The organism is Streptomyces sp. CGMCC 4.7035, from assembly GCF_031583065.1.
GTDB lineage: Bacteria > Actinomycetota > Actinomycetes > Streptomycetales > Streptomycetaceae > Streptomyces > Streptomyces yaanensis.
The window spans coordinates 4,668,041-4,692,514 of record NZ_CP134053.1 but is presented as its reverse complement, the minus strand read 5'-3'; the positions used below and the strand labels follow the sequence as shown (position 1 = coordinate 4,692,514).

At 68.7% G+C, this 24,474-nt stretch carries 17 protein-coding genes and 1 pseudogene; 11 read left to right on the top strand and 7 right to left on the bottom strand.

The window, feature by feature from the left end; genetic code table 11:
* Nucleotides 1-142 precede the first annotated feature (142 nt).
* The 4 genes from Q2K21_RS20140 (at nt 143) to Q2K21_RS20125 (ending at nt 4,926) form a co-directional block, all read left to right on the top strand.
* Nucleotides 143-1,489 (top strand): flavin-containing monooxygenase, encoded by a 1,347-nt coding sequence (locus Q2K21_RS20140; protein WP_310772861.1) that lies wholly within the window; start codon nt 143-145, stop codon nt 1,487-1,489.
* A complete protein-coding gene (locus Q2K21_RS20135; protein WP_310772859.1) occupies nt 1,486-2,364 on the top strand; it encodes an SDR family NAD(P)-dependent oxidoreductase in 879 nt (292 codons plus the stop codon). The genes Q2K21_RS20140 and Q2K21_RS20135 overlap by 4 nt, the downstream gene beginning before the upstream one ends.
* Entirely contained in the window at nt 2,361-3,788 is a 1,428-nt protein-coding gene (locus tag Q2K21_RS20130; protein ID WP_310772857.1) for an aldehyde dehydrogenase family protein, read from the top strand. Before Q2K21_RS20135 ends, Q2K21_RS20130 begins: the two co-directional genes overlap by 4 nt.
* A gap of 61 nt (nt 3,789-3,849) precedes the next feature.
* Nucleotides 3,850-4,926: an AraC family transcriptional regulator gene (locus Q2K21_RS20125; RefSeq protein ID WP_310772855.1), complete on the top strand. Its 1,077-nt coding sequence runs from the start codon at nt 3,850-3,852 to the stop codon at nt 4,924-4,926.
* Between the two features lie 284 nt (nt 4,927-5,210).
* Here Q2K21_RS20125 and Q2K21_RS20120 read toward each other — a convergent pair whose 3' ends face one another.
* A complete protein-coding gene (locus Q2K21_RS20120; protein ID WP_310772853.1) occupies nt 5,211-9,485 on the bottom strand; it encodes a galactose-binding domain-containing protein in 4,275 nt (1,424 codons plus the stop codon).
* A gap of 1,235 nt (nt 9,486-10,720) precedes the next feature.
* Between Q2K21_RS20120 and Q2K21_RS20115 the strand changes: the two genes are divergently transcribed.
* Together Q2K21_RS20115 and Q2K21_RS20110 are read left to right on the top strand one after the other, a co-directional pair.
* Nucleotides 10,721-11,083 (top strand): hypothetical protein, encoded by a 363-nt coding sequence (locus Q2K21_RS20115; RefSeq protein ID WP_310772851.1) that lies wholly within the window; start codon nt 10,721-10,723, stop codon nt 11,081-11,083.
* Nucleotides 11,080-11,739 (top strand): annotated as a pseudogene (locus tag Q2K21_RS20110) (nucleotidyl transferase AbiEii/AbiGii toxin family protein). Before Q2K21_RS20115 ends, Q2K21_RS20110 begins: the two are co-directional and overlap by 4 nt.
* Before the next feature lie 109 nt (nt 11,740-11,848).
* On the opposite strand, the gene Q2K21_RS20105 reads toward Q2K21_RS20110, so the two are convergent.
* The gene (locus tag Q2K21_RS20105) at nt 11,849-12,031 is read right to left on the bottom strand and encodes a hypothetical protein (RefSeq protein WP_310772849.1); all 183 of its coding nucleotides are present in this window, start codon (nt 12,029-12,031) and stop codon (nt 11,849-11,851) included.
* 156 nt (nt 12,032-12,187) lie between these two features.
* Here Q2K21_RS20105 and Q2K21_RS20100 point away from each other — a divergent pair, with 156 nt between their 5' ends.
* A complete protein-coding gene (locus tag Q2K21_RS20100) occupies nt 12,188-12,550 on the top strand; it encodes a hypothetical protein (protein WP_310772847.1) in 363 nt (120 codons plus the stop codon).
* A 494-nt stretch (nt 12,551-13,044) separates the two neighbouring features.
* Here the strand turns inward: Q2K21_RS20100 and Q2K21_RS35825 are convergent, their stop codons facing one another.
* Together Q2K21_RS35825 and Q2K21_RS20090 are read right to left on the bottom strand one after the other, a co-directional pair.
* Nucleotides 13,045-13,464 (bottom strand): hypothetical protein, encoded by a 420-nt coding sequence (locus Q2K21_RS35825; protein WP_386275789.1) that lies wholly within the window; start codon nt 13,462-13,464, stop codon nt 13,045-13,047.
* A 214-nt stretch (nt 13,465-13,678) separates the two neighbouring features.
* Nucleotides 13,679-13,822, bottom strand: coding sequence for a hypothetical protein (locus Q2K21_RS20090; RefSeq protein ID WP_270080922.1), 144 nt, complete (start codon nt 13,820-13,822; stop codon nt 13,679-13,681).
* Between the two features lie 184 nt (nt 13,823-14,006).
* Here Q2K21_RS20090 and Q2K21_RS20085 point away from each other — a divergent pair, with 184 nt between their 5' ends.
* Complete coding sequence (locus Q2K21_RS20085; protein ID WP_310772845.1) at nt 14,007-14,300, top strand: hypothetical protein; 294 nt, start codon at nt 14,007-14,009, stop codon at nt 14,298-14,300.
* A complete protein-coding gene (locus Q2K21_RS36030; RefSeq protein ID WP_449343591.1) occupies nt 14,273-14,692 on the top strand; it encodes a DUF7919 family protein in 420 nt (139 codons plus the stop codon). The genes Q2K21_RS20085 and Q2K21_RS36030 overlap by 28 nt, the downstream gene beginning before the upstream one ends.
* Before the next feature lie 1,742 nt (nt 14,693-16,434).
* On the opposite strand, the gene Q2K21_RS20080 is transcribed toward Q2K21_RS36030, so the two are convergent.
* The 3 genes from Q2K21_RS20080 to Q2K21_RS20070 are packed head-to-tail and all read right to left on the bottom strand — an operon-like array spanning nt 16,435 to nt 17,945.
* Complete coding sequence (locus tag Q2K21_RS20080; protein ID WP_310772843.1) at nt 16,435-16,926, bottom strand: DUF4188 domain-containing protein; 492 nt, start codon at nt 16,924-16,926, stop codon at nt 16,435-16,437.
* 34 nt (nt 16,927-16,960) lie between these two features.
* Nucleotides 16,961-17,170: a 2TM domain-containing protein gene (locus Q2K21_RS20075; protein WP_310772841.1), complete on the bottom strand. Its 210-nt coding sequence runs from the start codon at nt 17,168-17,170 to the stop codon at nt 16,961-16,963.
* A gap of 55 nt (nt 17,171-17,225) precedes the next feature.
* On the bottom strand, nt 17,226-17,945 hold the full coding sequence (locus Q2K21_RS20070) for an alpha/beta fold hydrolase (RefSeq protein WP_310772839.1): 720 nt from the start codon (nt 17,943-17,945) through the stop codon (nt 17,226-17,228).
* A 367-nt stretch (nt 17,946-18,312) separates the two neighbouring features.
* Between Q2K21_RS20070 and Q2K21_RS20065 the strand changes: the two genes are divergently transcribed.
* Nucleotides 18,313-20,901 carry an FAD-dependent oxidoreductase gene (locus Q2K21_RS20065; protein WP_310772837.1) on the top strand — a complete coding sequence of 863 codons (2,589 nt, stop codon included), beginning with the start codon at nt 18,313-18,315 and terminating at the stop codon, nt 20,899-20,901.
* 309 nt (nt 20,902-21,210) lie between these two features.
* The gene (locus Q2K21_RS20060; RefSeq protein ID WP_310772835.1) at nt 21,211-24,342 is read left to right on the top strand and encodes an ATP-binding protein; all 3,132 of its coding nucleotides are present in this window, start codon (nt 21,211-21,213) and stop codon (nt 24,340-24,342) included.
* Nucleotides 24,343-24,474: the final 132 nt, after the last annotated feature.

The window sequence follows — 24,474 nt, the reverse complement described above, 5'->3', positions numbered from 1 at the left end:
CCGCCCGCCGGTGCCGCGCCGGGCCGGTCAACGAGCTGGCCGCTGCGGCCCCCTTTGTGGCCGCACAGGCCAGTCCGCCGGCGCTTGCACGCTGCCTAAGTTCCTCCCACGCCGAAACGTGGCGACGAGAGGAGGTGGACTCGTGAAGGAGTCCGAATTCGACACATGTGTCATCGGTGCGGGCCCCGCGGGGCTGGCAGTGGCACGGGCGCTCGGTGAGCGGCGGCTTCCCTATACGCACATCGAGCGTCACACGGGTCCGGGAGGCCTGTGGGACATCGACAATCCGGGCAGCCCGATGTACGAGTCGGCGCATTTCATCTCCAGCAAGACCCTCTCGGGCTTCGGCGGCTGGCCGATGCCCGACCACTTCGCCGACTACCCCTCGCGACGGCAGATCCTGTCGTACCTGACGTCCTTCGCCGACGCGTACGGGCTGACGGAGCGGATCGAGTTCGGCACCGAGGTCCGTGACGTGGCGAAGAACCCGGATGGCACCTGGACGGTCACCCGGTCCGACGGACGGGCCAGCCGGCACGGGCAGATCGTGGTCTGCACGGGCTCGCAGTGGCACCCCAACGTCCCCGATATCCCGGGTGACTTCAGCGGCGAGATCCGACACACGGTCGGCTACCGCAACAGCGACGAACTGCGTGGCAAGCGGGTCCTCGTGGTGGGCGCGGGCAACTCCGGCTGCGACATCGCCTGCGACGCGGCCCGGGCCGCCGACCACGCGGAGATCAGCATGCGCCGCGGCTACTGGTTCATCCCCAAGCATGTGTTCGGCAGGCCCGTGGACACCCTCGAAGGCGTCGGCCCCCGGTTGCCCAAGTGGCTGGAGCAGAAGCTGTTCGGCGCGCTCCTGCGGATCATCAACGGCGATCCGCGCCGCCTCGGCCTGCAGAAACCCGACCACAAGCTCTTCGAGACCCATCCGACGGTCAACTCGATGCTGCTCCACCACCTTCAGCACGGCGACATCACCGCGCGACCCGGCATCGTCCGCGCCGAGGGCAGCACCGTCCACTTCACCGACGGCAGCAGCAATGACTTCGACCTGATCCTGCTGGCGACCGGGTATGTCCACAAAGTGCCCGTCGCACAGCGCTACTTCGGCGACGAGCAGCACCCCGACCTGTACCTGTCGTCGTTCTCCCGCGAGCATGAGGGGCTGTTCGGCGTCGGCTTCATCGAGACCAACTCCGGTGCCTACCAGTTGTTCGACGCCCAGGCGCAGCTGATCGCCGGCTTCGTCCAGGACATGCGCCGGGGCATGCCGAACGCCGAGCGGTTCGCCCGCATGATCCGGGGCGACCGCCCGGACCTGTCCGGGGGTCTGAGGTTCGTGGACTCCCCGCGCCACACCGGTTATGTCGACAGCGTCGCGTACACCAGGTACCTCACCAAGGTCGCCGCCGCCATGGGCTGGCCCACCCAGGGACGCCCCCCGGCTGTGCCGGCCGTCCGCAGCAAGGAAACGGTGGCATGAGCGGCTACGACTACACCGGCAAGGTGATGCTGGTGACCGGCGGCGCGGGCGGCATCGGCAGCGCGCTGTGCCGGCGGTTCGCGGCCGGCGGCGCCGTGTGCGTCGTCGTCGACATCGACGGCGAGCGCGCGCGGCGGGTCGCGGACACCCTTCCCGGCGCCGGTCACCTGGGCCTCGGCTGCGACCTGCTGGACCGGGCAGGGGTGGCGGACCTCTTCGAACACGTCGCCTTCGCCTTCGGCCGCCTCGATGTGCTGGTCAACAACGTCGGCATGACCAGCACCGAGCGATTCGACGTGCGTGCAGTGGAGAGCATCGAGCGGGAGATCGACCTCAACCTGCTCTCCCCGCTCGTCGCGACCCGGCTCGCCATCCCCCTGCTGAGGGCTTCCGGCGACCCCCGCGTCATCACGACGGTGTCACTGGCCGGCATCTTTCCGCAGGGCGAGACCCCCATCTACGCGGCGTCGAAGTTCGGGCTGCGCGGCGCCATGCTGTCCATCGCCCTCGACCTGGGCGACAAGGGCATCCGTGTCGGCTCCGTCCTGCCGTCGGCCACCGACACCCCGATGCTGCGCCAGGAGGCCGTCGACGGCGGCAACTCCCTGCAGTTCCAGGACCCGCCGCAGCAGCCGTCCGACGTCGTCGCCGCGGTGGTGAGCCTGCTCGACAGGCCGCGACTCGAAGCGTATCCGCGCGCAGGCGAATCCCGCCTGGTCCGCTTCTCCATGCTGGTGCCGAACCTCCTGCCCAGGCTCCTGCCGCTCTTCCGCAGGCGCGGCGAGCGCGGCCTGGCCAGATACCTGGAGGACCTGCGCCGCAGAGGACTGGCCCGTCAGGTCGACGGCCGCTGGGAACTGGTGAAGGAGGCATGACCGTGACCACAGAAACGAACGTCCGTCTGCTCAGGGTCGTCAACCCGGCGACCGGAGAAACCCTCGACACCCTGCCCGCCGCCACCGCGGACGAGGTGGACGCGGCGGTGGACCAGGCCCACCGAGTCTTCGACAGCGGGGCGTGGTCGGGCCGGCCGCCCCGGGAGCGGGCCGCGGCACTCCTGCGCCTCGCGGACCTGATGGAACGCGACGCCGAGATCCTGGCTCGCCTGGACTGCGAGGACGCGGGCAAACCGATCACGGATTGCCGCACCGGCGACGTGCCCGGCGCGATCGAGTCGATCCGCTGGTTCGCGGAGGCGGCCGACAAGGTCTTCGGACGTGTGGCGCCCACCGGCCACGACCACCTCGGCCTGATGAGCCGGGAACCCGTCGGAGTGGCCGCGGCCGTTCTCCCGTGGAACTACCCGCTCGCCATGGCCGCCTGGAAGATCGGCCCCGCCCTCGCCGCGGGCAACAGCCTGCTGCTCAAGCCCGCCGAAGCGACACCCCGCTCGGCCCTCCACATGGCCCATCTGGCCACCGAAGCGGGACTGCCGGACGGGACGCTCACCGTTCTGCCCGGCCACGGGGCGGAGACCGGCCGGGCGCTCGCCCGCCATCCCGGGGTGGACGCCCTGTCCTTCACCGGCTCGACGGCCACCGGACGGCGGATCCTGGCGGATGCCGCGGAGACCAACTTCAAACGGGTCTCCCTGGAGATGGGCGGCAAGAGCCCCCAGGTCCTCATGCCGGATGCGCTCGACTTCGGTGTCGAACTCATCGACGACATGGTCGAGGCCGCGTTCCTGACGACGGGCCAGAACTGCACGGCGGGCTCCCGCGTCCTGGTCCACGAGGACATCGCCGCCGAGGTCATCGCACGGTTCACGGCCGCCGCCGGGGCGCTGGCCATCGGTGACCCCGCCGATCCGGACACCCGGATGGGACCGTTGATCAGCGGTGCGGCGCGGGACCGGGTCGCGCACGCCGTGGACGAGGCGGTCGCCGCCGGAGCCGTGGCGCACGCCGCCCGGCTGCCGGAAGGCCTCCACCCGCACGGGGCCTACTACCCGCCCACCGTCGTGGTCGGCGCCCCCGACGGCAGCAGGGTCCTCACCGAGGAACTGTTCGGCCCCGTGGTCACCGTCCAGACCTTCACCTCCGAGCAGGAAGCGGTCCGGACGGCCAACGCCACCGCCTACGGCCTCGCCGCCTCCGTATGGACCCGCGACCTCGACACCGCCTTCCGCCTCGCCCGTGGCATCCAGGCCGGAGTGGTCTCCGTCAACGCCTACAGCGAGGGCGACATCACCTCCCCCTTCGGCGGCTGGAAGCAGTCCGGATTCGGCGGGGCGGAGCGATCCACCAACGCCTTCGACCAGTGGACCAGGGAGAAGACGGTGTGGATCCGCACCCGCTGACAAGGCGGAAACCGGACGCGACTGCCTAAGGTGGTCACCAGTACGGCCCTGGAGAGAAGCCATGCCCGAGGCACCCCGTCCGGAGAACGGCACCACGCGCAGTACGTCGGCGACGATCTCGCCGAACATCCTGCGCTATCTCGGCCAGGTCACCGGGGAGTACGGCGTCGACCTGCAACCGGAGCTGACACAAGTGGGTCTCACCGAGACCCTGATGACATCGGCGGCCCTGCGCGTCTCCTACCGCCAGGGCAGTGCCGTCATCCGGCGCGCCGTCGAACTCACCGGGGACGAGAACCTGGGCCTGCGGGTCGGAGCCGCACAGCACCTCACCGCCTGGGGCCTGCTGGGCTTCGCCATGCTCGCCAGCGACACCCTCCAGGTGGCCATCGAGACGGGCGTGCGCTTCCAGAACGTGTCCGGGGCCATGACGGTCTGGTCGGCCGGCCGGGAGGGCCCCGACTACGTGGTGAGGGCCGACCTGCCGGATCCGGTGCTCGACCCGAACGTCGCCGTCTTCCTCGTCGAGGAGGCGTTCTCCAGCGTCGTCACGCTGGGCCGCCTCGCCGCCGGCGCCGGCCTCGCACCGCAGGACGTCCAGTTCGCCTTCCCCGCTCCGCACGACGTCCAGCCGTTCCACGACCTCTTCCGCTGCCCCCTGCACTTCGGCGCCTCCCGCAACCGGATGGTGGTGCCGCAGGGATGGATCAACCGGCCGATGCCGGGCCGCGATCCGGTCACCTACGCCTCGACCCTCGAACTGCTGGAAGCGCAGATGGCCTCGCGCCGCCGCCAGCAGGACCTGCTGGAGATACTGGAGATCTCCGTCGCGCAGAGCCTCCCGGACGTCCCCTCCTTCGCCGAGCAGGCCCGAAGACACGCGTCGAGCGAACGCACGCTGCGCCGCCGCCTGGCCGACTGCGGCACCTCCTACGAGGCGATCGTCGAGGGCGTACGGCGCGAACGCGTCGAACAACTCCTGCACCGCCCCCACCTCACCCTCCGCGAGGTGGCCCGTCAGGCAGGCTTCTCCGACGAACGCGCCCTGCGCCGGGCGGTCCGCCGCTGGCACGGCGTGGCGCCGCAGCAACTCCGGGAAGGGTTCCTCTCGGGCGCCGGTGGGAACAGCACCCCGTGAGGGGCGCGAAGCTGTGTTCAGTTTGCGGCGCCGCCGCGTGGGCGCGGCCGGCCACAACCGGACCCGCAGCCCCCGCACCACCGAACCAGGCAGACGCTTGGCGCGTCATTCGTAGGAACCCGGCCTCCGGGTCGTTCTCGGTGCACGCCGAGCGGGCCTGGCGCATGCCGCGGTGAGGGCGGCCAGCACGCGCCGGGTCTCGGCGGCGTCGAGCCGGACCAGTCCGCAGCGCGGGGCCGCCCTCGCGGAGGGCGGCCCCGCGCCGTTCGGTACCGCTCTCTGAACTACTCGATGTTGATCTTGAATGTGCTGGTCGTGTTGCGGATGTCCTGGACGTTGCCGCTCAGCCGCAGGTTGCGGAAGGTGGCTTCACCGACGGCCGGGCCCTGACCGGGCTCCGGCAGCTCGTTGGCCCAGATGCCGAAGCCGGACTTGGCGTCGAACGCGTCCCCGCTCTTCTTGGAGTTGGTGATGGAGATGTCGGTGAAGATGGTGTCCTTCACCGGGAACTGCGGCTGGCCTCCGACGTAGTTGGTCTGGAACATCACGCCTCCGTAGGTGGAGTTGTCGATGTCGATGTCGTTGACCCGGATCCCCTGGAAGACCTTCGAGGCGGAGAACGCCCAGATCGCGGGGAAGACCTGCGAGCCCCAGAAGTGGCCACCCGTCCTTTCCAGGGAGACGTTCTCGATCGTCGTGGGCTCGGTCCCGAAGCCGTTCATCGGGTAGCCGAAGTCCAGCGAGGAGATCGTGATGCCGGAGTAGACCAGGGTGTCGGCGACGCGGATGTTGCGGAAGGTGTTGTTGTAGCCGCCGTAGACGGCGATCCCGGCCGCCCGCCAGGTGAGCATCGACGTCAGGTTCTCGTAGAGGTTGTTCTTCTCGTCGGCGCCGCCGGCGTCGATCGCCGAGAACAGGGCGAAGCTGTCGTCACCCGTGGAGCGGGCGTCGTTGTTGACCACGTGGTTGTCCGTGGAGCCGTTCGTCATGTTGATGCCGTCGGCGAACATGTCACGGATGCGGGAGTTTTTGATGGTCATGTTGTCGGTGTTGGCACCCCAGTAGAGGCACACCATGTGCTCGACCCAGATATCGTCGATGGTGATGTTGGAGACGTTGGAGAAGTCGAACACCTTGCCCGGACCGTCGATCCGGGACGTGTAGTTGCCGAAGTAGGAGAAGCCGGCGAACGACGAGCCGTTCGCGCTGGCCTCGGCCCGGAAGCCCACGTCGGTGTTCTCCTGGGAGGCGGGGGCGTGGAAGCGGGTGAACCACGCCCCCGCCCCCACGACCTTGACCGCCTTGCCGTAGACCTGGAACTTGCTCGAGGTCTCGTAGTCACCGGCGGGCAGGTAGACGCCGACGAGCTTGCCCGTGGTGTCCATGCGGACCTTGTCGAGCGCGTTCTGCACGTCCTGGTGTGAGAAGCCGGCCGGGACCGCGTAGGCGGCCGGGTCCGGGTTCGGGGCCGCCGTCGCCTGCTCGGTGTTGATGAAGTCGATGGCGTATGTGGAGGTGTTGGCCGCGTCCTTCTGCAGCCGGATCCTGGAACCGGCCGGGACGGTCCTGCCGAGCAGCAGGTTCGCCTCGTCGTAGATGTGGCGCGGGGCGCCGGAGCCGGGCGAGTTGCCGGGCGAGGTCTCGTTGCCGTAGAGCCAGGCGTACTTCGAGGTGAGATCGATCGCCTTGAGGAACTGGCCGTCCACGTACACGTTGAGCGTCGTGTTGGTGCCGTCGGGTATCGAGAAGCGGGTCACCAGCGTGTTGGTCACCGCGCGGGTGGTCCACTCGACGTACTGGCCGGTGTCGGTGAGGGTCACCGCCTTGCGGCCGCTCGCTTCGCCGGCGATGTCGCCGATGGTCCGGTTCGGGCCGACGACCTTGGCACCGCCGCCGACCGTGCCGTCCTCGGCCTCGTACATGTCGTACGGCATGTCGGCGCCGCGGCCGACGAAAAGGGGCTGTGTGGTGGTGTTGTTGGCGCGCTTGACCGGTAGTTCGTTGGCGTCGTCGGCGATGACCGTCTTGACGGTGTACTTGCCGTTGGCGGCCGTCCACGAGCCGAGACTGACCGGTGCGGTGGTCTGGCCCGCCGCGATGGCGCCGTTGGAGGAGCCGGTGAGCGTCTTGACGGTGGCGCCGGAGGAGTCCTGGATCGTCAGTGTGACGCCGTGGGCACCGGAGTCGGAGGCCACCGTCCCCTGGTTCTTGATCGCGACGGTGAACTTGACCTCGTCACCGGCCGAGGCGCTGGACGGGGTCCAGGAGACCGGGGCGGCGGTCAGGTCGGAGCTGGAGACGGGCTTGACGACGAGGGCGTCGGAGCGGGTGAAGACGTTGTTCGCCTCGTTCTGCTCGATGACCTTGTTCGACGGGTCCACCTCGGCGCCGACCGGGTAGCTGCCCGCGTCGCGGGCGCCGATGCTCGCGGTGACCGTCTTCGACTCACCGGCCGCTAGGGCGGGGACGTCCGCCGTGGCGACCTTCGTGCCGCCGAGCGTGAAGTTCAGGTCGGTGGCCTTGGCCGCCTTGCTTCCGCTGTTGGTGACGGTCGCCGAGAGGCCGATGGCGTCCGACTCGACCGGAGCCGCGGGCGAGTTCGTGATGCCGGTGACCTTGAGGTCCGGGTTGGCGGCCGGCGTGCCGATCACCTGGAACTCGGCGACCTGCGCGCCCGGGGCGCCGGAGTTGGCGGTGAACTTGAGCTGGATGTCGGCGGCGGAGCCGGAGACCGGGATGGTGAGGGTGTTGCCGCCGGCCGGGTTGAAGGTGTAGTCCTTCGCCGCGGCGAGGCTGGTGAAGGCCGTCGCGTCCTGGTCGCGGCCGAGCACCTGGATGTTCTGCGTGCGCGTGGACCAGGCGGCGTCCGGGTTGAGCTTGACGACGACCTGGCTGAGGTCGGCGTTGGCGCCCAGCTTGGTGGTGAGGGTGGCTGGGTAGGCGCCACCCGCGCTCTCCCAATAGGTGCTGGTCTGGCCGTCGTTGGCGTTGGTGGCGACGTAGGTGAAGACGTACGACGAGGCCTCGATGGGCTTGCCCTCGGCGAGGTTGGAGCCGGAACCGGTCGAGCCGGTCCGGGTGACACTGTTGCTCGCCGCCGACACGTTCCCGGCGGCGTCCTTCGCCTTGACGTAGTAGGTGACCGTGGCAGACGCCGACGGGGTGTCGGTGTACGTCGTGACGTCACCCGCCACGGACTTGAGGAGCTGGTCGCCCGCGTAGACGTCGTAGCCGGTGACCGCGACGTTGTCGCTCGACGCCTGCCAGGTGAGCTTCACGTCGCTGCCGGACTGTGTGTAGGCGAGGTTGCCGGGTGCCGTGGGGGCCTGGGTGTCGCCGCCGGATCCCCTGCGGGTGACGCTGTTGCTGTTGGCGGAGACGTTGCCCGCGGCGTCCTTTGCCCGTACGTAGTAAGTGATGTCGCTGCCGGCCGGCTGGGTGTCGGTGTAGGTCAGGACGTTTCCGGCGACACTCGCCCGCAGCTGGTCGCCCGCGTAGACGTCGTAGCCGGTGACACCGGTGTCGTCGCTTGCCGCGCTCCAGGTCAGCTTGATCTGGCCGGTGGCCGGCTCGGTGTAGCTCAGGTTCGACGGCGCGGTGGGCGCCTGGGTGTCGCCGGTCGCGGGTCCGTAGACCTCGAGCTCGGACGCCTGCCCTGCGGGCCAGCCGGTGTTGGCGGTGAAGAACGCGCGCACGTACCGCGTCGTGGTGGTGTCGAAGCTGATGGTGGACGACTGGTCGTTGCCGCTGTCGAAGGTGTACGCCTTCGAGGCTGTCAGGTCGGTGAAGTTCTGATTGTCGGTGGAGCCCTGGATCTTGAGCGTCTGGCTGCGGCTCGGCCAGCCGCTGGGCAGCCGCAGCGTCACCTGGTTCACCTTGACCGACGATCCGAGGTCGACCTGGAGCCACTGCGGGAAGGCGTTGTTCGTGCTCTCCCAGTAGGCGTTGCGGTTGCCGTCACCGGCGTTCGCGGCGCCGTAGATGTCGGCGTGGCCACTCTCGCTGAAGGGTTTGCCCTGGGCGAGGTTGGGGGTCGAGGCGGCGGTCGTGAGGACCTGCATCTCGGCGAGCTGGGCGGTGGAGGCGACCGAGTTGCGGCTGAAGTCGGCCCGCACGTACCGGGCGAGGGTCGCGGGGAAAGAGATCTTCACCGTGTTGCCGTTGCCGGGGCTGAAGACGTACTGCGCCGACGACTTGAGCGTGGCGAAGCTCTTTCCGTCGAAGCTGCCTTGAAGCGCCAGCGTCTGCTTGCGGGTCTGCCAGTCCTCGGGCAGACGCAACACGACCTGGCGGACACGCTTGGTCCGCCCGAGGTCGGTCTGCACCCACTGGGCCGACTTCTTTCCGGCCTGCCAATAGGTGTTGGCGTCGCCGTCGGTGACGTTGGCGGCCGAGTGTGCGCGCAGGGCGCTGCCGGCCTTGGTCGCAGCGTCAGCGGCGACGTCGGGACCGCCGACTGCGTGCGCGCCGACGGCGGGCATGCCCAGAACCAGGAGGGCGGAGGCAAGTGCGGCGGTTGCCGCGCGTCGGCTCCAGGATCTCGGCTTGTGTCGAATCATGCGGGGTCACTCCCTGCGGAGGTGCGCGCGCCGGAAGGGGCGGCGAGGGCGGCTCGTTCCTGGGCAGAGCGGTGGCGCGGGTGCGGCAGGACGGCAAGAGCCGTCCATGTGCAGACTCACGATCTCCACGAGGAGAGCGTGCGCAGATTCTTGCAGTGTTTCATCGAAATATTGCAGAGCAATATGAGTCCGTCTACAGTGCGAGCGACACAACTTCACCGGCGGCACCTGGACCTCAGCGGAGCGCCAAAGGGAGACTTGGCGATCCCCGCGTTACTGGGCCAGCTTCCGCGGCGCACATGGAAGGGGGCCTTGCATCACACTCTGCAAGTGGACGCAAGAAACGCAAATTCTTGCGCCACCTACGTCATCATGTGTCTCGGATTTGCGCACAACTCTGGCGGCGCGGCATGGTCATCCCCGCAACGCGCAGCACTTTCAGCCCGGTCGAAGTGCCCCTCCAGGCAAGCGGCAGTCAGCAACGGGTCAGTGTGAGTCCTCGAACACCTGACGACAGCTGATCGAACATGCTAAACGATGTAGTCTCCGGATACCGCCCTTGACCTGCAGAAGCAGGCAGGGAGCAGACAAATCGGGAGTTCTCCGTGCTTCGTACCATGTTCAAGTCCAAGATCTAGCGTCTGGGAATTTGTGCAGGTCAGAGGCATGATCTGGTCACTCGGGTCAGCAAACGGTCAGCATCGGGCGCGGAAGCGTCCCAGCCTGCCGAGACCAGGTGGCCGCCATGACGGGGGACCGGGACACAGGTGCCTGGCTCCCGCTTGGGACGTTCGCTGGGTGACTCGACAGCTCGTCCGCGGCATGACTCCTGAGCGAGTGGGCTGCGTTCGGGGCCGAAGCGGCGCGCTTTATAGATGCCGCCTGCCGCCTCCGGCCGCTACCACGACCTCGCCCGCCCGATGCCCTTCTCGTCCACTGCGACGGCGCCATGGGCCCTCGGCTTCGGCACCGTCGTCATTACCGACACGGAGAGCGAAGCCGCAGCCGACCACCGCGGCGGCCCGCCGCGTGACCTGCTGCGCCACGATCACCCGCGGCCGCGAGCGGGGCTGGTCCTAGGTTGGCAGGGCAGCCGGTTGCCGCGCCACCTGGGGGCTGCACGGGTAGGCCATGATGCGCGCCCGAGGGAGGGGCGGGCGGCGCCCGACCCGTACGTACGACAGGGGAGCCCCGTATCCGCCATGCCGCCGCCTCCCAGCAGCGATACTGGATGCATGGACACGACGATCACCGCCGCCCGCGCCGAGGTGCTGCGAGACCGCTACCGCAGCCGACTGCCCGAGCGCTTGCAGGCGCTGGCCGGCCCCATCGAGGGCAACGTGGACCTGCCGCTCCACATCGTCTGGTCCGGGCGGACGAGCTACAGCCTGGACCGTCCGAAGTCCCGCATGACGCTCTACCGGACCGTCCTCGCCGAAGGACTGCGCGAGGACCTGGTGGCATTCCTGCACCACCGGCTGCTCACCGAGCAGTGGCCCGTGCTGCGGCGCTTGATCAGTCCCTACATCCGCGATGTCTGGGAGGACACCTTTCCCGAGCTGCTCCGCACCGCTCCAGCCGACACGACCGCCGCGTGAAGCTCACTCCGCTCCACGAGCGTCTCCTCGCCGAGATCCTCGACATCGGCTCCCCCTACCCCCTGGTCCTCACCGGCGGATACGCCGTGCAGGCCCACGGCCTGGTCGAACGCTTCAGCCGCGACCTCGACGTCGCCACCGAGAACCCCGCTCCGATGCAGGAGATCGTCGCCTCACTCACAGCAGGTCTCAGCGCGCGCGGATGGCGGACCACCCACGTCCAGACCGATCCGCTCAGCGGCCGTTTCCTCGTCACCGATCCGGACACCGGCGAGGAGTGCGAGGTCGACGTCCTCAAGGAGGCGTTCTGGGCTCCGCCCGCCCAGACCCCTTACGGCCCCGTTCTTTCCCTCGACGACGTGATCGGCACCAAGGTCCGTGCCCTCGCCGACCGCGGCACCGTCCGTGACCTCATCGACGTCCAGGCTGCCTCCCGCCACCGCTCCGCAGCCGACCTCGAATCCCTGGGCCGCCGTCGCGCCCACGACGAGTTCAGCCTCGAAGACCTCCGGGACCGGCTTATCGGCGCGGACTGGTACGAGGATGAGGACTACACCGCGTACGGGCTCACCTGTCGGTAGATCGAAGAACTCAAGGCGTGGGCGCTGGAGTGGGCGGAGGATCTGGGTGCGCGGATTCATGACGAGAACGCCTGAGAGGCGGTCATCGCTTCCATCCCCTCGAAGCCCGAGACTGCTACGGCCTGAGCGCGGCGGCCCGCCGCCCCTCCCGGGGCGGCGGGCCGCCGCGTGTGAAAACCCGGGCTCAGGAGAGCTGGGTGGGAATCGGGCGGTTCCTGTCGAGTGAGGCGACACCGCCGGGAGTGAGTGCCTCGGTGAAGAGCTGTACGTCGGCCACCTTGCCGCTGGTGTACTCCCCGTAGCGGCCCTCTGCGATCCTGCGCGCCGAGGAAGACGCCGAGGACTTCGGCCAGAGGATGTGGCGCAAGATATCCGGAAGCGGCGAGTGATACCTCACCGAGTCGACCGAACACCTCGGCGCAGCTGAGTTGAAACGCCATAGGGTCGGCTGCGATGGGACCGACTCCCATCGCAGCCGACCCGTGCGCTGTCCATCGCTACCCCTCAGAGAGGTCCCGACTCCATGGCCCGCCCCTACGACCAGCATCACGGTGAGGCGCTCCGTGCCCAACTGCACCTACCGCTGCCCGAACGAACCTGCCCGATCTGCGGCCACATGACCATGCGCGCCTACCACCACACGAAATACGGCCGGACCGAACCCGCGTGGATCAACTACCTGTGGTGCGGCAACTGTCACGCCTACTCGTCGTCCTTCACGGGCGCCGGCCGCAAGATGGTCGAGAGCGACCCACTCCTTGAGCAATACGGCGACCGGATCGCCGAAGTCTTCCGCGACCCCGAGCGCCTGCTTGAGATCCTCGACGGCTACTGGAAGGCGGGAAAACTCCCCCAGGTGATCTCCCGCCGCCCCCGGGGACGCTGAGGCCGACGGCGGCTCAGGGCCTCTCTTTCGGATCCTGCCGGGGTAGCGGGCCCCGGCACGCCCATTTGCTGCGCTGTCGTCAGTCGTCGACGCGCCGCGTCGACTCGACCTGAGGCTGGGATCCGTTTCCCGGCGGATGGTCGTTGCAGGTGCCCTTCAGGCCGGCTTCCTGCCATGGCGGAGCGCCGTGCGGTTCACCATCTGCAGACCCTGGGAATGCCCGGGCGGGCGCAGCGCCCGTCGGAAGGGCACGGACCAGTGCTGGCGAAGGCCGCCGAAGACCGCGAACCGCGTTCCGGAGCCCTCCGGGACGGCGGCCATCCCGTCGACCACGTAGTGGGTAACCGCCGCAGCCCACAGGTCCTCCCGGGCGGCTTGCAAAGGAGCGGGGCACTGGGAGTGGCCCCCCGATCCCGCCGCGCTCGGCTCGTTCCTGCTGTCCATCCCAACCCATGAACGGATCTGTCCAAACGACCGCACCTACCCCGCAGCCCCTACCGCGGCCCAGGTTCAGTACGTCTACGGCCGCCTCCTGACCCGCCCTGCGCACGTGTCTCGGCCGCAGCCCGCCAGGCGGCGTCGACGTCGCCGTCGTCGAGCAGGACCGGGCCGCCGTACCAGCACTGCTGCCGCTGCCCGGCGTCGGCGCGCAGCAACACGAGCGCCTGCTCCCGCTCGGCCTGCCAGCAGCCGGCCGCCCGTGCCGCCATACGCAACTGCTGGTACGCGGCCAGGGAGCGGCGCGCCTCCGCTCCGTCTGGTAGGCGTCCGTCCCGTGGACCGTGGCCGGTGATCCAGCCGTCGCCGACCTCCATGGCGGTTACCGCGGCCAGATACCCTTGGCACCGCTCGAAGGTGCGCGGCCCGGCCAGCGCCCGCAGGTCGTCCTCGTCGAAGTGCAAGTCCTGTGCCACAGAGGCAGTCAACCGGAGGAGCGGAGCGACGACCCCCGCAGTACCCGCATCGCTGTCTTGGTGGGCGCGCACGCCCACTTCCGCATGCCAGGCAGCCGCGGCTCACGAACAGTTCTGCGGTGAGCCGCCCGCTGCCAGCCACGCGACCCTGCCCGAATACCGGGGGCTGCCCGCCAAGGCCCACCATGCCGTCCCCGCTCGGCGGCCCGCAGGATCAGCGCTTCTTTGTCTTCTTCTTTTGCGGTGGGGTCCAGTCGCCTCGATGCAACTGGCAGCGGGAGTAGCCGATCATCGCCGGGTTCTGGCACCGTTTGCCGGTCTTGGTTTTGGTCGACCCGCACTTGACCTGCTTACCCATTCGTCCTCCCTGTCCCGGTCGAAGGTGTCCTGTCTCGAACCCATCGTCACCGCACGGAGGAGCTCATAGCTCTACTTGCAGCAGCATTCGGCTGATTCGCTCTCCTTCGCGCCTGAATCATGATATTTACATCCCCGATGTTGATCACTGTGCGTACGAGGATCCCGTTGATCACAGATCGTCGGTGTCATCGGCTGCATCGAGGCGGACCGGTACGGACGAGATGGTCTTCGGCAACAGCCCGCACACATTGCGGACCAACGGGAATTACACCTGCTATCCACACGTCGGCCGCACCGGCCTGCCGATCATCGAGATGTCGAACATGGGTCTGCGGACCATGAAGGAGGCTGTGGTGACCTTCTTCCACGAGACGTACCACCACTACCGTATGAAGAATTTCGGGGACACCGGAACCGAGGACGAGGCCGAGGAGTTCGGTCAGATGATGTGGCGGAAGATATCCGGAAGTGGGTGACGCCGTATCGAACCATCCGGTCGCCGCCACGCCCGTGGATTGAGACCCGATCGGGGCGGGCCGTACCTCCCTGTGGCCGAAAGGACCTGCCCCGTCTGCGGCCACGTCGCGATGCGCATCTCGCGAACATCATCGATCTCGGTTCGCTGCGGAAACACGCGAGCAGGGGCTGGCATTCGTGCACCCTCTGTCCGGAGTACACCGAGCACACGGCGACGTCCGCACGGGCGGGCTTCGCGTACCGGCTCGGCCATGCCGAGATCCGGGCCGTTTCGGACGACGGGGTGCTCTACGCCGCCCCGAACCTGATCATCCACTACGTCGTCGACCACCTCTACGGATTGCCCGCCGAGTTCATCGACGCCGTCCGGTCCGAGGTCCGAAGGCGCTAGCCCGGCGGACAATGACCCTTCAACACGAGGGCTGCCACTGGCCGCATGCCGAAGACCTGGAGTGGAGTGACGGCTACTCCCCGTTTGAAATGCGACTACAACGGAGGGCTGAGCTGATGACTGGCCGAGCCGCGTGGCTGGCACTGCTGCCCGTCATGACCGGTAGCCGGCAGGGGCGACCGTCCTGCCCGCGTTGCGGTCAAGCTGATCTGCATGCTCGCTACATCGTGGATCGTGAGACCTGTGTGGGGTACTTGCTGATCTGGTGCGGCGTCTGTCTGCACGGTATTTCGGTCTCCCGGGTCCGGACACATGATGGAGCCGAAGCTCGTTGGTTCGGCGACGCAGACGCTCTTGAGGGCGTACCCGATTTCGTGCGTTGCGAGTGAGTCTGCGTTTGCCGGTTTGTCCCACGGCGCGACCTGCCTGACTGCGCTCAGCGCGTGGTCGTCGATGCCCCAGTTGTTCCGAACTGAGTGGTCCGGAATTTGACGAGACGCGGAACACGGGCACCGTGGCCGAGGGCACCGCCGTCGCCGGGGTGCCAGGTAGAGAAGTCGCGGCCCTCGCCCATTCGCAGCCGACGAATTCCGCCTGATGATGCGTCACGAAAGTCAGCAATCGGTCAGTGTGAGTCCTGAAACACCTGGCGACAGCTGACCACACATGCGAAACGATGTAGCCTCCGAACATCGCCCTTGACCTGCAAAAAGCGGGCAGGGAGCAGACAAACCGGGAGTTTCTCCATGCTGCGGACCATGTTCAAGTCCAAGATCTAGCGTCTGGGAATTTGTGCAGGTCAGAGGCATGATCTGGTCACTCGGGTCAGCAAACGGTCAGCGTCGGGCGCGGAAGCGTCCTGGCTTGCTGACCTGGTGACGCCGCGGCGGGGACCTGGGTGCAGATGCCTGGCTCCTGCTCGAAAAGTTCTACGTGGCTCGTCAGCTCGCTCGCGGTATGGGCTGTTCTTCAAGGACTGCGGCTGTGCCAGGCCGACCCGGTGCCCGCACCCGTACACAATCCGTTTCCGCAGCGGGAAGCAGATCGAGGAGGGCGGCTTCGACACGCAGGACGATGCGATCGAGCGCCTCGCGCAGATCTACGCGGAGAAGAAACGCACGGCGCCGTCTGTCGCGGAAGCGGGCCGGGAGCCGGCGACGTACCGCACCTACCGGCACCTGATGCCGGGGAGCATCACCAAGGCGGCGCGTGTCCTGGACGTGCGGCCTGTGGGACACGGCCTGAGGCCGCAGTGAAGCCTGTCAGACTGCCCTCCGGGCTGCAACGGCACCACATGGCACATGTCGTAGAAACCGTCCACGGGCGTCCAGTTGGTCCAGGGCGAGCGCGTAAGTCCAGGTCAGGGCCTTGTGACATGAGTGCGTCCGCGGGGTTGGTGACCCACCTGTGATCGCTCGTGACTCGTGAGGACCCCCGTCGGTTTGCTCCGGCGGGGGCCCTGCGTAGACCTTCGTGAACTCCACCATGTTGTTGATGTAGGAGTTAAACGCCGAAATAGAAGTGGTCGGCGCCGGGGTGGCTCATCCCGGCGTCGGCTGTTCTTCTCGTACGCTTCCAAATCCACTCGCAGCCCATCGGCGCGCGCCTGGAACGTCGGCGTTCGCCTCCTCGACGCCCGGCAAGCCTGGCCGACACCCTCGTACTCGGGTGCACCCCGGTGCGGAGACCACGCGGTCTCCATACGAGCCGTTCAGTGTGAGCGATCCTCGCGGAACGGACGCCTACCTCTCTGCCGCCCTCAGACGCTGGGCCGCCGTGTCGCCGCGCCGACCGACCGGTACGACACCTGTCGCGGCGCCGAGGCCGTATGCGGGCATGTCGACGTACACCGATTCGTAGGAGCCTGCCGGGACGATGAACGTCTCGTGCCAGATACCCACATGACCCTTCCCGGCGCGTGCTCGTCGGTTGAACGCCGACCATGCGGGCCTGTGCTCCTTGTCCTGCTGGTGGGCGTAGGCGAGGAGTCGTTCCTTGTCGGACCAGTACTGGACGACGTAGAAGTCTCGGAGGCTGCCATAGAGCACTTTGTAACCGAGAAGCCCGCTGGTCTTTTCCTGCGACAGCTCACGCAGCATTCGCGGCATCGACATAAATGCCGGTAGCCAGCTGGAGAATGCTCGCAGCCGGTTGATCCGTAGCCCGATGTGGAAGACGACGACGTCGCCTTCGGCGGCGGCGGTGTTGCGACCCGGAACCACTTTCTCGGACATGATTCTCCCCTGGTCCTGCTTGCGATGGTTCAGGTCATGACCGGACGAGTGATCGGGACTTCGAACGAATCACCCAGAAGTGGATCACCAGCCCGATACCCCAGCCCAGAATCGACCACAAGGGCCAGAAGAAGTGGTCGGGTGTGAGAATCCCCCACAGCACCACCTGGGCCACATTGGCGATGATGTACCACAAAAGGTGGATCCGCAGGCCCCATCTCATGGCCTTTTCGCTTTTGTGCATTTTGCCTCCCATGGATCACCGGATCGGATCGATGTACTGGCGGTGACCAGCAGTGCTATTGCGGGAGCGTCTGCTCCTGCACGGCTGTCTCGATGAGGGCCACGGTCGCGCCCGGCCGGGAGACGAACACCATGTGCGAAGCGCCCTCGACCACCTGGGTCTTCGCGCCGGAGCGCTGGGCCATGAACTCCTGCGTCGCCGGTGGGATGATCCTGTCGGCGCCGCTGATCAGGTTGTAGTTCGGGATCGTGTGCCATGCCTGCGGACCGGTGGCGGGCTCGCCCAGGGCGGCGCCGGTGGCCGGGCGTTGCGTGATCGAGTAGAGAGTGGCTTCCTCTGCCGACACGTCGGCCGCGAAATGGGGATGAAAGACCTTCGGGTCGATGTAGAGGTCTACCTGTCCGTCGGGCAGCGGCACAGGCTTGAGGGACTCGCCCACGGTGCTGCCCGGGAATTTCTCAACCAGTGCTTGCGCGCTCTCGCCCGTCTCCGGCACGAACGCCGCCAGGTAGACCAGTGCCTTCACGTTCGCGTTTCCCTCGGCGGCGGTGGAGATGACCGCACCGCCGTACGAGTGCCCGACCAGCACGATCGGTCCCTCGATGCTGTCCAGCAGTGCCTTGACGTGTTTCGCGTCAAAGGCGAGCCCTCGAAGTGGATTCGGCGCGGCGACCACTGGATAGCCGTCGGCGACAAGCCGCTTGGCGACGGCGTTGAAGCCGCTGCTGTCGGCAAAGGCTCCGTGTACGAGCACGATCGTCGGATTCCCGCTCACCTGGACCAACCTCTCCTTCGGATGACGGCCGACAAGGACCGGAGCGGGTGTCGGGTTCTCTCACACCGTCCGGCTGACGACCACTTCTTCGAACCGCGCTTGCGGGGAACGTCCGCCGGCGTGACGTCGACCGCCGGAAGTGTCCGGACACGTCGGTCGACGAACCGGAGGCGTGACCGCGGCGACCGTGGTGGGTTTGCGGATGAATTCAGCGAAGAACGACACGGCTCCACACCCTCACGCCCAGCGCAAAGCTATGACGTCGCACTGGACGGGAATTGAATGAGACCGGGACCTGGTTCCGGGTGGCCTTCACTGATCATTCAGTCGACGTCAAGTCGGTCCGGCCAATCTGATCCCTCGCAGGATGGATGACTGGGGGGTGCGGATGGTGTCGGACGAGGAAGCCGATGTGGTGGTGATCGGGTCGGGTATGGGCGGTCTCGCGGCGGCGCGCACGATCGCGCAGTTCGGCGGGAAGCGTGTTCTCGTCCTCGAACAGCACTACACGCTCGGTGGGATGACGCACGAGTTCTCCCGCGCCGGGCGATACCGGTTCGGCACCGGGCTGCATTACATGAGCGGGAGCGCCGGCCCGTTCCTCGGGTTCATGACGGACGGGCGGGCGCAGCTTTCGCCCCTGCCGGACGAGTACGACGCACTGCACTTCCCGGGGTTCGATTTCGCCGTCCCCGCCACGAAGGAACGGTTCCGTGCGCGTCTGAAGGAACGGTTCCCCGGGGAGGCCGACGCCATCGACGGCTTCTTCCGGACCACGCGCTGGGCCATGGCCGGGCTCACCGCGCGCAATGTCTTCGCATCGTTCCCCGCCGGCGTACGAAGAGCGGGTGCGCCCATCGTCGAGCGGCTCTTCCCGTCGACGTTCCGATCGTTGAGGGACCAGGTTTCCCGCAGCTTCCGCGATCCGCGTCTGCGGGCCGTTCTGGCCGCGCGGTGGGGGCTGTACGGCACTCCGCCGGCATCGAGCGCGTTCGGCTATCACGCGGCGGTCCCGCTGACCTTCTTCATGGAAGGCACCGCGCACCCCGTGGGCGGCCCGCAGGAGCTCAACCGGGTCGTTCTGGAGATCCTGCAGCGGTACGACGTGGTGCTGCGCTCCCGGCAGAGGGTTCACGAGGTCGTCGTCGAGGGTGGCAAGGTGGCCGGCGTCGACGTCGAGGACACCGCCACCGGCCGCCGCTACCGTGTGCGGACGGACACCGTTGTCTCGGCGGCCGGAGTTCGCAACACGTACGCCCTGATCGGGAAAAGCCACGAACTGGCGGAGCTGCCCGAGGAACGGTCGGCGGTCATGCTGTTTCTCGGACTGAACCGGTCGCCGGCCGAGTTCGGGCTGCGCGGCGAGAACCACTGGTTCATGCCGGATCTCGACGAGCACGACAGCGTTCATCGCCCTCCGGGGGAAGGCACGCTGTACGTCTCGTTCGCCTCGCTCAACAACCCCGCCGCCCGTTTCCACACGGTGGAGCTGCTGGAACTCGTCGATCCGAAGGTGGTCGACCAGTGGCGCGGGACGCCCGAGAACGAGCGACCGGACAGCTACCGGAAGTTCAAGGACGAGCTGACCGGACGGCTGATCGCCCGCCTGGAGGAACGCTGGCCCGGCTTCCGGGAGACGATCGCATTCGCCGAACTGGCGACGCCGCTGTCGTTCGAGACCTATCAGCACAGCGTGCTGGGCTCCTTCTACGGACTCGCGGCGACTCCCCAGCGGTTGCGCTCGGCTCGGGCGGGATGCCGTACTCCGGTCAAGGGCCTCTTCGTGGCCGGGCAGGATGCCTGGGGGTCCGGCGTGGTGGGGGCGCTGGCGGGAGGGCTGATGGCGGCGAACGCTGTCCTGAAACCGCGGCAGCTCGGGACGATGTGGCAGGCCATCCGTTCCGGCGGGGTGGCCCGGGATCCGGCCACGCCCTGGGAGGGTTATTTGCGGGTGGCCGGCATCGAGGTGCTGACCCCGACGGTCCGGAGGATCCGCTTCGAACCCCTGGACGGAGACACGATGCCGTTCGCGTTCGCCGCCGGGCAGTACGTGAAGGTCCACCTGCCCGTCGCCATCGAGCCGATCGAACGGTCGTACTCGATCTGCAGCAGTCCCGGGGAGAGCGGCTTCGTCGAGATCGCTGTGAAGCACGAGCCGGACGGCCTGGGCTCGGGATTCCTGCATGAGGAACTGGAGGTCGGGCTGGCGTTGCGCGTGAGTGGCCCGCACGGCGAGTTCACCTGGGATCCAGGCACCGAGGCGGACACACTCCTGCTCATCGCCGGGGGCGTCGGGATCACCCCGCTGATGAGCGTCCTGCTCGCGGCCGCCGACGCCGGTCACACGGGGCGGATCGTCCTGCTGGCGAGCTACCGGACCGAGGACGAGGTGGTGTTCGGGCCGGAGATCGAGGCGCTGCGGTCCCGGCTGCCGGGGCTGGCGGTGTCGATCTTCGTCACCGAACGGGAGGGACGGATCGGTCTGGACGAGCTGCGGCCCCACGTAGGCCCGAAGACCCGCGTGCACCTGTGCGGGCCGGCGCCCATGATGCAGGACCTGATCGGCCGCCTGACAGAACTGGGGGTGCCGCGAGAGGCCATCCACACCGAGGCGTTCGTGTCGGGCCGGAGCAAGGAGACCCGCCGGGAGAAGGCGCACGCCATCGCAGTCGCCGCCGCGGCGGCGGGTGTCACGGAGTTCATGATCGGCACGGTGGGCGGCGACCCGGCGTTCCCGTGCAGCCCGGGGCAGTCGGTCCTCGACGCCGCCAACGCCGTCGGTGTCGCATTGCCCCAGTCGTGCGGCGAAGGCGCTTGCGGCACTTGCAGGGTGCGGGTGCTTTCCGGCGCCTACGAGACCGACGACCGGGGGATGTTCTCCGCCGACGAGTTGGCGGCGGGCTGGCGGCTGGCCTGCCAGACACTGCCCACCGAGGACCTGGTGATCGGTCAGTAGGACGGGCCGGCCTCGGTCACTGTCCGCGCCGTCCCGTCGACAGCACGACGGACAGCGGATTCTGACTCCGGCCTGTCCGGTCCAGTGGCACTCGGCGCGTTGCGCGGCCGAAGAACCTGCCGCGATCACCGCTGTCGCCCCTGGTCGTTCGCTCTGCCCTTCCGGCCGGCAAGCGGCAGCAGTCGCTTTCCCGCCGCGTGACTTCGTCACCACGGGCAGCGGATGGCAGCGAGGGCGACCCGGGACTGGGAATGGAAAAAAGGAATGGCCTCCTCCGACGCATCCCTACGCCTGCAGATTCTCGGTCCGTTGCGGGTCTGGCGAGACGGTGTGGAACTGGACGCCGGCCCTCCGCAGCAGGCCTATCTGCTCGCCGTTCTCCTCGCCCGTGCGGGCGAGCCGGTCAGCATCAGCGAGTTGGTCGACCTGATCTGGGCCGAGGACGTCCCGGTCTCGGCGGTCAACATTCTCCAGAAGTACGTCGGCGCGCTCCGGCGGCTGCTGGAGCCGGCGTTGCCCGCACGTGAACCCGGCTCGTACCTGCAGCGCCGCGGGAGCGCGTACCTGTTCGTGGCTGCCCCCGGGACACTGGACGTCGTCTGGTTCCGTGAGCTGGTCGACGCGGCCGAGGGCGCCGTCGCAGAGCAGCGGCCCGTTGCTGCACTCGACCGGTACTTGGAGGCGGTGGGGCTCTGGCACGGCTCGGCCGGCGACGGGGTCGCCTACGGCTCGACCGGTATGGCGATCTTCGCCGGGCTGGACGGCGAGTTCCGCCACGCCTGCGTGGCGGCAGCCGAGTTGGCGATAGGGCTCGGCCGGCCCGAACGTGTGCTCCAGTCCTTGCACATGGCCGCCCGGATGGCGCCGTTGCACGAGAGAGTGCAGGCGAGTCTCATCGCCGCCCTGGCTGCCGCAGGCCAACCGGCCGAGGCGCTGTCGGTGTTCCGGACCGTCCGCGCCCGGCTGGCCGAGGAACTGGGCGTCGACCCCGGCCCGGCACTGGTGGCCGCTCACCTGCGTGTGCTGGAACGGGCACCGGCTGAGGAAATGCCCCGTGAACGGCCTGCGGCACCCACCGTCGGGGCGCCGACCGCCGACAGTCTGGTCGGCCGGGCCGAGGAACTGGCGGTGGTGCGGCATGCGGTGGAATCGGCACTCGCCGGATCGACGGGGCTCGTGCTCGTCGAAGGAGAACCCGGAGTGGGCAAGACCCGCCTGCTCGAGGAGGCCGGCGCCGAGGCGAACCGGCGTGGCGCGCTCGTCGTCCGGGGCCACTGCCTGCCGGGGGACGGCACGCCGTCGATGTGGCCGTGGGCGCAGGTCGTCAACGCGCTCCTGGACGACGTGCCGGCGCGGGGGGACTGGCAGGCGGGCGAACTCAGTCGTCTCGTGACACCGCGCGGCAGCGGTCAGACGATGTCGGTGCTGCCGGACAGCGGCGTCCGGTTCCGTTTCTTCGAGGAGGCTGTCGCGCTCGTCCGCCAGGTATCGGCGCGGCGACCCGTGGTGCTCGTCGTCGACGACCTTCAGTGGGCCGATGCCGCCTCGCTGGATCTGCTCCGTCATCTGATGGCCCGGCTGCCGGGCGGCACCGCCGTGATCGGGGCGCTCCGCGACCGTGCGCCCGCGCCGAGCCCGGAACTGGGGCGGATGCTCGCCGCGGCGAGTCGGCTGCCCGGTCACCGCAGGATCCCGCTCGGCCCGCTCGGCCCGGCCGAGGTGGCCGAACTCGTCCGCCGTGAGACGGGGCAGGACCCGGGCCCGGGTGCCACCCGCCTCATCCACACCCGCACCGCCGGCAACCCCTTCTTCGTCCGCGAGCTGTCCCGGTTTCTCGCCGACGGCGATGTCCTCACGGAGGCCACCGCGGTCCGGACCGCGGTACCGGCCACTGTCCGGGATGTCGTTCGCGACCGGACGGCCGGACTGGGGGCCGACGCCAGAAGCCTGTTGCAGATCGCGGCGCTGATCGGCCGTACCGTCGACCTCGCTCTCCTTGCCCGTGCCGCCGGTCTGGACCACCAGACGTGTCTGGACCGCCTGGAGTCGTGCGACGGGCTCGGCCTGCTCGAACCCTCGCCCGGGGACCCCTACTCGTTCGGATTTCCGCACGACCTGGTCCGCGAATCGGTGGCCGAGGACATACCGCCACCGCGCGCGGCCCGGCTGCACCTGCTGGTCGCCGACGCCCTGGAGCACAGGGCCGCGGACACCGAGCTGGTGGCCGAGCGCCTTGCCCATCACCTGTGGTCTGCCGGGCCGCTCGCGGATCCGGCCCGGACCGCGACCGCGCTGCTCCGCGCCGGCCGGTGCGCGGCGGCCAAACTGGCTCTTGAGGCGGCCGCGCGCCAGCTTCACTCGGCCGCGCAGGTGGCACGGACAGCGGGCCTGGCGGAGCTGGAGCTGGCTGCCCTGTCACTGTTCACCGCGGTGGACGGCATGCGGGCGGGATACGTGGGGTCGGCGGTCGACCTGCTGGAGCGGGCCGAACATCTTTCCCGTGGACTCGACCGGGAACGGGAGGCCGCCGACTTCCTCTTCTCCCGCTGGGCCGCGTACGCCCAGGGCATGAAACTGGACCGCGCCGGCCGGCTGGCCCGCCGGCTGCTCGAGCAGGGCGAGGCGTCCGACGACCCGGTCGTGCGCGCCTACGGCCGGTACGCCTGGGGCATCCACCAATGGGGTGTCGGCAACATCGGTGAGGCGTTCCGGTACCTGAGCCGGACCGACTGGACCGTGCTGGACGACCCGGCCCGTCAGGAGGAAGACCCGCTCCGGCGCGATCTGCGGCTGATGGCGGGCGGGATGCTCGCGATGATGACCGCGCTGCACGGTGACACCGACGCGGCGCTGGCCCTGCTCGACACGATGGAGGCCGCCGCGGGGGACGATCCCTACGTGATGACGGTCTGGGCGACCTACTCCGCACGGGTCGCCGCGTTGATCGGCGACCCCGTGCGGGCACGTCGCGCGGCTGAGCGCGGGATCGCCGTGGACCCCGCGTTCTCGTTCGGCTTCCTCGGCAGCTATCAACGGCTGGCCCGGTGCTGGGCGCGCGCTGTGACCGGCGAGGACCCGGCCGGCGCAGCCGTAGAGGCGCAGGACCTGATCGTCGCGTCGCTCTCCGACCCGCCACGCTCGGGCCTGGCCACCTGGTACGGGCTCCTCGGCGAGATGTGGCTGGCGGCGGGAAAGCTGGACGAGGCCGACGCGGCGCTCGACCGGGCGGACTCGGCCATCGAAACGTACGGCCAGCGCTACGCCGAAAGCCTGCTGCTTCTGCTCCGGGCACGGGTGCTGCGGGCACGCGGCGAGCCAGTCGCCTCCCTCCGGGCCGTTGCCGAGCGGGCGCACGCACTGTCCGTCGAGCGCGAGGCCCACCTGTTCGCCCGCCGTGCCGAGGAACTGATGGCCGAGCTTGCGGACGGCACATCCCGCTGACATCCGTAGTCAGGCCGCCCACCGCCGGTGAGCGGCCTGACCGCGTGCTCCGGCCGCCGCAGCCGGCCGGATGCCCGAGCACTACGAAGCGACGATCCGCAACGCCGCAATCGCCGGCAGACACCTTGTCGT